The organism is Burkholderia sp. Se-20378, assembly GCF_017104665.1.
GTDB classification, from domain to species: Bacteria; Pseudomonadota; Gammaproteobacteria; order Burkholderiales; family Burkholderiaceae; genus Burkholderia; species Burkholderia lata.
Genome location: NZ_JAAGPG010000405.1, coordinates 1 through 7,649 on the forward strand (window position 1 = coordinate 1; position 7,649 = coordinate 7,649).

Consider the following 7,649-nt stretch of genomic DNA (forward strand, 5'->3'; position numbering starts at 1 on the left):
TCATCATGGCCGCCGCGCCGCAGGTGCGGATGCTGCAGCAGGTCGAAGCGGCCGCCGCCGGGCGCTCGTGGATCGAGAGCTACTTCATCCCGCGCGGCTTCACGATCGTCTACGCGGATTCGCTCGGCACCGCCGGTTCGGACGGCTGCCCGACGATCCTCACGCGCGACGAATCGGTCGCGATGGCATCGGTGATCCGCTGGCTCGGCCGCGACGCGACCGCGAAGGACGCGAACGGCAAGACGGTCGTCGCGAACTGGTCGACGGGCCACGTCGGCATGTACGGCGTGTCGTACGACGGCACGCTGCCGAAGATGGTCGCGAGCCTGCGCACGCGCGGGCTCGACGCGATCGTGCCGGTGGCCGGGCTGACGAACATGTACGGCTACTACCGCTCGGGCGGGCTCGTGCGCGCGCCGGAAGGCTATCAGGGCGAAGACGTCGACGTGTACATCAAGGCGCTGCTGACGAACGCGCATCCGGAGCGCTGCACGCACCTGATCGACGAAGCGCTGCAGCAGGAAGACCGCAAGACCGGCGACTATTCGCCGTTCTGGGCCGCGCGCGACATTCCCACCGCGTACGCGGTCGCGCCGGCGCTCGTCGCGCAGGGGCTGACCGACGACAACGTGCGGGTCGACCAGTCGACGCTGTGGCATCTCGCGATGCGGCGCCAGGGCGTGCCGACGCAGCTGTGGCTGCATCGCCTGAAGCACACCGACCCGACCCGCGTGCCGGCGATGGCCGATGCGTGGACTGCGGAAGTGAACCGCTGGTTTACGCGCTACCTGATCGGTTTCGACAACGGCGTCGAACGCGATCCGCGCGCGGTGATCGAGCAGGCGGACGGCACGCTGCTGAAGGAAGCGGACTGGGCCGCACGCCACGCCACGCCGGTCACGTATTTCGCGGGCGGCGACGGCGCGGGCACCGGCAGGCTGCTGCGGCTGCCGACCGGCGGCCCGCTCGCGCGCTTCACCGACGATGCGCGCATTCCCGCGCTCACGCTGGCGAACGCGCCGACGGGCGAGAACCGCAGCCGCTTCGAAACCGCGCCGCTCACGGCCGCGACACGCCTGTCCGGTTCAGCGACCGCACGCGTCAGGCTGACCTTCACGGCGGTGGCCAACGTGACGGCCCTGCTGGTCGATCGCGCGCCGGACGGCACGGCGACGATCGTCACGCGTGCGTGGACCGACCCGCGCAACCGGTGGTCCGAGTGGCGCTCGGAGCCCGTGCTGCCCGGGATGCCGTACGACCTGAAGCTGACGTTCATGCCGCGTGACTACAAGGTGGAAGCCGGCCATCGGCTGGGGCTCGTCGTGCTGTCCAGCGACAACGAGGCCACGCTGCGGCCGACGCCGGGCACCGGGCTGACGCTCGATCCGGCCGGTACGTCGGTGACGGTGCCGCTGGCTTCGTCCTGAGCGGGCGTGCGCCGCGCAGAACGCGCTTCAGCCGGCCGGCGTTGCTGACACGGCCGAACGCCCGGCCAGCCTTCAATCGTTGCGGATTGCGAGGCTGGCCGGGCGGCCTGTCCGATCGGTCAGCGCTGGGCGCGGGTCAGGCCCGCCGGCCGTTCGAATCACCCTGGCGACTCAAGTAATCGATCAGCCACTGTGCGGCCGGCCCGCTCGCGCGATCGGCACGCCGGATCAGCGATAGTCCGTAGCGAAACGTGCGCCGGTCGGCCAGTTGCACCGGCACGAGACGGCCGGCCTGCAGATCGTCCTCGATCAGATGCATCGGCATCGATCCCCAGCCAAGCCCGGCGAGCAGCAATCGATGTTTCGCGCCGAGGTCGGCCACCTTCCAGGTGCGGGTCGCATAAATTCCGAACGATTGCCCATCGGTGACCTTGCTGCGGTCGGTGAGCACGATCTGCGTATGCTCGCGCGCCTCCGAGAGCGGAATGGGCGCGTCGCGCAGCGCGAGTGGATGCATGGGCGCCGCAACGGTCAGCAACTCGATCGCCCCCATCGATGTCGCGTCGATCGCATCCGGCCAGTTCGGAATCGGGCCACTGATGCCGAGTGCACAGCCGCCGTCGAGCACCAGCTTCATGACGCCGCCGAGCGCTTCGATCGCCAGGTTGAGCGCGACGGTCGGGAACGCCTCGGCAAACGCCTGCATGCCTTCGACCAGCTTCGGCAACGGAAACATCACGTCGACGGCCAGCGACAGCTCGGCTTCCACGCCGCCCCGCAAACCGGCCGTCTTCGCCTGCAACTGCCCCATCAGCATGTCGAGCCGACGCGCATCGGCGAGCACGACCGCGCCTGCCGCCGTCAGTTGCGGCCGGCGCCTGCCACGCTCGAACAACGGCATGCCCAGCTGTGCTTCAAGGCTGGCGACCGCATAACTCACCACCGATTGCGCCCTGCCGAGCCGTCGCGCCGCCCCCGAAAAGCTGCCTGCCTCGACGACGGCGACGAACGCGCGAAGCTGATCCAGATTGGGGCTGCGATCCACGATCTATCCAGAAAGTTGATTTTAACGATTCATTTTAGCCAATTGTTTCGATCGAAACGATCCCCTACATTCCTGTCACGCCATGTCGATCGCGGTCCCCCGCGTCGACAGTCTCCCGTCAATGTCACAGGAACATGGAATCATGACTACCGACCGCTTACTCTCGCCGCCCCGGGCGCCTGCGCGTCCGACACTGTTCGATCCGGTCGAACTCGGGCGCATCACGCTCAGGAATCGCATCGTGATGGCGCCGATGACGCGCAGCCGTGCCGGTGCCGGCGACGCCCCCGGCCCGATGAACGCGACCTACTACGCGCAACGGGCCTCGGCCGGCCTGATCGTCACCGAGGGAGCGCAGATCTCGCCGCAAGGCAAAGGCTATCCGTTCACGCCAGGCATCTACAGCGACGCGCAAATTGCGGGCTGGAAACAGGTGACCGACGCGGTGCACCGTGAAGGCGGCCGCATTTTCGTGCAACTGGCCCATGTCGGCCGCATCGGTCACCCGGACCTGCAGCCGGACGGCGCACGACCGGTCGCGCCGTCGCCGGTCCGGCCCGACGGCGACACCTATACGCCGACCGGCCCGCAGCCGTACCCGGTACCGCGCGCGCTCGAAACCGCCGAATTGCCTGCCATCGTCGACCAATACGTGCTGGCAGCGCGTGCCGCATTGCAGGCCGGGTTCGACGGCGTGGAGATTCACGCCGGCAACGGCTATCTGATGGACCAGTTCCTGCGTAACGGCACGAACCGTCGGACCGACGATTACGGCGGCACGATCGACAACCGGCTCCGGCTGCCACTCGAGGTCGTGCGCGCAGTCAGCCTCGTTTCAGGCCCCGATCGATTAGGTATCCGTATCTCTCCGGTCACGCCGCATTTCGGCGGAATTGCGGATAGCGATCCGCAAGCGCTGTTCGAGCGATTCGCCGACCGGCTGAGCGGACTCGCAGTCTATCTCCATGTCGTCGAGGGCATCCCTCAGGTCGCACCGGACGCGGTGCCCGCATTCGACTACGACGCGCTGCGGCACGCGTTCGACGGGCATTACATCGCGAACAACGGCTACACGAAAACACGCGCGGAAACGGCGCTGTCCGACGGCCACGCAGATCTCGTGTCGTTCGGCTACCCGTTCATCGCGAACCCGGATTTCGCGGAACGCCTCCGGCACGACCGGCCGCTCGCGCATGCGGACATGTCCCTGGCCTACGGCGGTGGCGAAGCCGGCTATACCGACTACCCATCGTTCAGCGCATGAGAGCGCCGCCGAACCTGAACCTTGACCTGAACCGCTGAACACGGCGCCGGGTCGCCGATCCGCCCCCCTCGAACAAGGAGTCACCATGATTCGATCGATCAACCACGCTCTGTACCGAACCGCTGCGCAGACGCCCGCCGTCAACGCCATATTGTCCGTCCTGGTACGCATTCTCATCGCCGGCGTCTATGTCGGCGCAGGCATCAGCAAGATCTTCAACTACACCGGCACCGAGCAATACATGGCGCACATGGGTGTACCGGGTGCGCTGCTACCGCTCGTGATCTTCGTCGAGGTCGTCGGCGGCCTCGCGTTGATCGCCGGCTTCATGACGCGTGTCGCGGCGCTCGGGCTCGCGATCTTTTCTGTCATCGCCGCGGTGATCTTCCATAGCGGCGGCGACCAGACGCAGCAGACCTTCTTCATGATGAACCTGTCGATGACGGGCGGCCTGCTCGCGCTCGTGCTGAACGGCGCGGGCCGCGCGTCGCTCGATCGGGCGTCCCTGCCCGATTGATCCGGCCGACGCCGCGTCCTGCCCGACACCTCACACATCCCGAGGGCAACGCCCCCGCATCCAGCGAGACTTTCCCGTGAACACCATGAATGCCATTCAGATCGATCACTTCGGCGATCCCGCCGTACTCCACCCGGTCGCGATCCAGCGCCCGACACCGGCTCCCGACGAAGTCCTCGTGCGCGTGACGCGCATCGGACTGAATTTCGCGGAAACGCTGCAACGCGCCGGTACCTATCCGGGCCCGGCACCGACTTTGCCGGCGATATTGGGATCGGAAGCGGTCGGCACCGTCGCAGCCGTGGGCGCGAACGTGCAGGACTTCCGGGTCGGCGAGCGCGTGGCCGCGGCGTTGTTCGGCGCAACGAGCGGGACCGGCGGCTATGCCGAATATGTGACGGTACGCGCCCCGCTGATCGTCGCGATTCCCGACGCCGTTTCGGACGACGACGCCGTAGCGGTCATGCTGCAGGGGCTGGTCGCCCGCGTGCTGCTGCGCGAGACGCCCGTGGCCGCAAGATCCGTCGCCATCACCGCGGCAGCCGGGGGCGTCGGTTCGATGCTCATCCAGCTGGCGAGGCTCGACGGCGCAAGGACGATCGTCGGTCTGGCCGGTTCCACGGAAAAACTATCGACGGTGCAGGCACTCGGTGCCGATCAGGCCGTCAGCTATCGCGACGAGGCGTGGGTCGATCGACTGGGCGCCGCAACCGGCGGCACGGGCCCCGACGTCGTGTTCGATTCGATCGGTGGCACCGTGGCCCGTACGCTCGCGTCCAGCCTTGCGCCGCACGGCCGTTTCGTCAGCTATGGTGCGGCAAGCGGCCGCTTGCTCACGGTCGATGAAAGCCTGATGAACGCGTTCATCTTCGGCTGCCGCTCGCTGTCCGGATTCGCGTTGCATGCGTTCCTCGCCGATCACGTCGTGCGGGAGACGCTCGGCGAGCTGTTCGGTCTGCTGGCCACCGGTGCGCTGAAGCCGCTGATCGGGGGCAGCTATGCGTTCGATGCGATCGTCGACGCGCATGCGGCGCTCGAGTCGGGCGGGACAACCGGCAAGCTCGTGCTGCGTATCGACCGATAGCGCTTCGCATCCGCCCTCGACAGTCGCGGGACGCATCTCACGCGGACATCGATCCCGGATGCAACGGTGGGCGGCGAATCGCCGTCCAGACGCCGTTCAGACCGGCGTCAACACCGGCTGCCCTGAAAAGTGCCGCGCTGCGTTGTCGATGAACTGCTGCACCGAGCGATCGAGCGCCTCGGGCGACCAGCCGCCCATGTGCGGCGTCAACACCACACTGCCGAGATCCGTCAGCGCGCGCGGCGGCTCGGGCTCGCCTTCGTACACGTCGAGCCCCGCGCCCGCGATGCGCCCTTCCCGCAACGCCTCTGCCAAAGCAGCGGTATCGACAACGCTGCCGCGTGACACGTTGACGACGAAACCGTCGGGGCCGAGCGCATCGAGCACCGCGCGATCGATCAGGTGCCGCGTGCCCGCGCCGCCCGGTGTCGCGACGATCAGGAAATCGGCCCACTGCGCGAGTGCGTCGACGCGATCGAAATAGCGGTAGGGAACGTTCTTCTCCGACCGGTTGTGATAACCGATCTCGATGTCGAAGCCAGCCGCGCGGCGTGCGCACTTCTCGCCGATCTTGCCGAGCCCGATGATGCCGAGCTTCTTGCCCGATACGTTCGGCGGCATCGCCAGTCCCTCGCGCCACACGCCCGCACGGGTTTTCGCATCGAGCTGCACGACGTTGCGCACGGCCGCGAGCAGCAGCGCGAACGCGTGATCGGCGACGCAATCGTCGTTGGTGCCGGCGCCCGTGACCACGGTAATGCCGCGCGCCTTGGCATGCGCGACGTCGATGTTCTCGTAGCCGGCGCCGAGCGCGCTGACGAACGTGAGTTGCGGAAGACGGTCGATCTCGGCGGCGGTGAGCCCCGTGCTGCCGTTGGTCAGCACCGCGCGTATCGTGCCGCCGTGTTCGGCGATCGCGCGTTCGCGTTCTTCAGGTGTCGGGGCGTAGCGCACGTCGAACGACGCGGCGATCTCGCGATGCGCGTCGCCGCGCAATGCGATGAGAACCAGCAACTCGGGCTTCATGTCAGGAAGTGTCGGCAAGGCGGGAACGGATTTCAGTGTAACAAGCCTGCAACACGGATGCGGGTAATCCCCACACGGGCTGTGGACACGACGCCGCACGCGGTTTGCCAAAGCCGGCTCAGTCAAGTAACTTTCGGCGTACGCCCCCGTCCTGGAGAATGGCCCGTATGAAGCTCGCCCTGCCCGCCCGGATCCTGGGCCTCGCGTTCGCCGCCGCCATCGTCGCGCCCGGCGCGCATGCCGACACGCCCGTCGTGGTGTCGTCGAAGATCGACACCGAAGGCAACCTGCTCGGCAACCTCATCGCGCAGGTGCTGAAGGCGCACGGCATCGCCGTCACCGAAAAGATCGCGCTCGGCACCACGCCGATCGTGCGCAAGGCGCTCACGAGCGGCGAGATCGACATCTACCCCGAATACACCGGCAACGCCGCGTTCTTCTTCAACAAGGCCGACGATCCGCTGTGGAAGAACGCAAGCCAGGGCTACGACACCGCGAAGCAACTCGACTACGCGGCGAACCATCTCGTCTGGCTCACCCCGGCGCCCGCGAACAACACGTGGGGCGTCGCCGTGCTCGCGCCCGTCGCGCAGTCGCAGCACCTGAAGACCTTCTCCGATTTCGGCAAGTGGGTCTCGGGCGGCGGCAAGGTGAAGCTCGCGGCGTCGGCCGAATTCGTGAACAGTGCGTCCGCGCTGCCGTCGTTCGAGAAAGCGTACGGCTTCAAGCTGAAGCCCGACCAGCTCGTCGTGCTGTCCGGCGGCGACACGGCCGCGACCATCAAGGCCGCCGCGAACCAGACCGACGGCGTGAATGCCGCGATGGTCTACGGCACCGACGGCGGGATCGCGTCGAGCGGCCTCGCGGTGCTCGACGACGACAAGCACGTGCAGCCCGTCTATGCCCCCGCGCCGGTGATCCGCGAAGCCGTGCTGAAAGCACACCCGCAAATCGCCGACTACCTGAAGCCCGTGTTCGCGAGCCTCGACCTGAAGACGCTGCAGACGCTGAACGCGCGCATCCAGATCAACGGCGAGCCGGCCGCCGGCGTCGCGAAAAGCTACCTGAAGTCGAAGGGCTTCGTTAAATGACGGGTCGCGCGGCAGCGTCCGCGCGACGCATCACGGCGGACAAGGTCGGCATCCTGATCGGGGTACTGACGATCGTCGCCGTGCTCGGCCTGCCGTTCGCGGTGCTGCGGCCGAACCGCATCGCGGCCGGCACCGACCTGTCTGTGTTCGCCGCGCTGCCGGCCCTGCAGGGCGCCGTGCTCGCCGCGCTGTGGA

The 7,649-nt window shown here is 67.5% G+C and carries 7 protein-coding genes and 1 pseudogene; 6 read left to right on the plus strand and 2 right to left on the minus strand.

Annotated features, from left to right (window positions below; all coding sequences use genetic code 11):
- On the plus strand, window positions 1–1,427 hold a 1,427-nt coding region (locus G3N93_RS29515), incomplete at its 5' end, for a Xaa-Pro dipeptidyl-peptidase (RefSeq protein ID WP_206134538.1).
- Between the two features lie 136 nt (window positions 1,428–1,563).
- Here the strand turns inward: G3N93_RS29515 and G3N93_RS29520 are convergent.
- On the minus strand, window positions 1,564–2,472 hold the full coding sequence (locus G3N93_RS29520; RefSeq protein ID WP_174936309.1) for a LysR family transcriptional regulator: 909 nt from the start codon (window positions 2,470–2,472) through the stop codon (window positions 1,564–1,566).
- A gap of 142 nt (window positions 2,473–2,614) precedes the next feature.
- Here G3N93_RS29520 and G3N93_RS29525 point away from each other — a divergent pair, with 142 nt between their 5' ends.
- From G3N93_RS29525 to G3N93_RS29535, 3 genes are all read left to right on the plus strand, one after another.
- Entirely contained in the window at window positions 2,615–3,736 is a 1,122-nt protein-coding gene (locus tag G3N93_RS29525; protein WP_206134539.1) for an alkene reductase, read from the plus strand.
- Between the two features lie 85 nt (window positions 3,737–3,821).
- The gene (locus G3N93_RS29530; RefSeq protein WP_174988589.1) at window positions 3,822–4,253 is read left to right on the plus strand and encodes a DoxX family protein; all 432 of its coding nucleotides are present in this window, start codon (window positions 3,822–3,824) and stop codon (window positions 4,251–4,253) included.
- Window positions 4,254–4,329: 76 nt separating this feature from the next.
- Window positions 4,330–5,337: a zinc-binding dehydrogenase gene (locus tag G3N93_RS29535; RefSeq protein WP_206134540.1), complete on the plus strand. Its 1,008-nt coding sequence runs from the start codon at window positions 4,330–4,332 to the stop codon at window positions 5,335–5,337.
- Between the two features lie 96 nt (window positions 5,338–5,433).
- On the opposite strand, the gene G3N93_RS29540 is transcribed toward G3N93_RS29535, so the two are convergent.
- Window positions 5,434–6,363 (minus strand): 2-hydroxyacid dehydrogenase, encoded by a 930-nt coding sequence (locus G3N93_RS29540; RefSeq protein WP_206134541.1) that lies wholly within the window; start codon window positions 6,361–6,363, stop codon window positions 5,434–5,436.
- Window positions 6,364–6,530: 167 nt separating this feature from the next.
- Here G3N93_RS29540 and G3N93_RS29545 point away from each other — a divergent pair, with 167 nt between their 5' ends.
- Both G3N93_RS29545 and G3N93_RS29550 read left to right on the plus strand, forming a co-directional pair.
- On the plus strand, window positions 6,531–7,454 hold the full coding sequence (locus G3N93_RS29545) for an ABC transporter substrate-binding protein (RefSeq protein ID WP_206134542.1): 924 nt from the start codon (window positions 6,531–6,533) through the stop codon (window positions 7,452–7,454).
- Window positions 7,451–7,649, plus strand: a pseudogene (locus tag G3N93_RS29550) (ABC transporter permease); the annotation flags it as partial. The gene G3N93_RS29545 and the pseudogene G3N93_RS29550, both read left to right, overlap by 4 nt.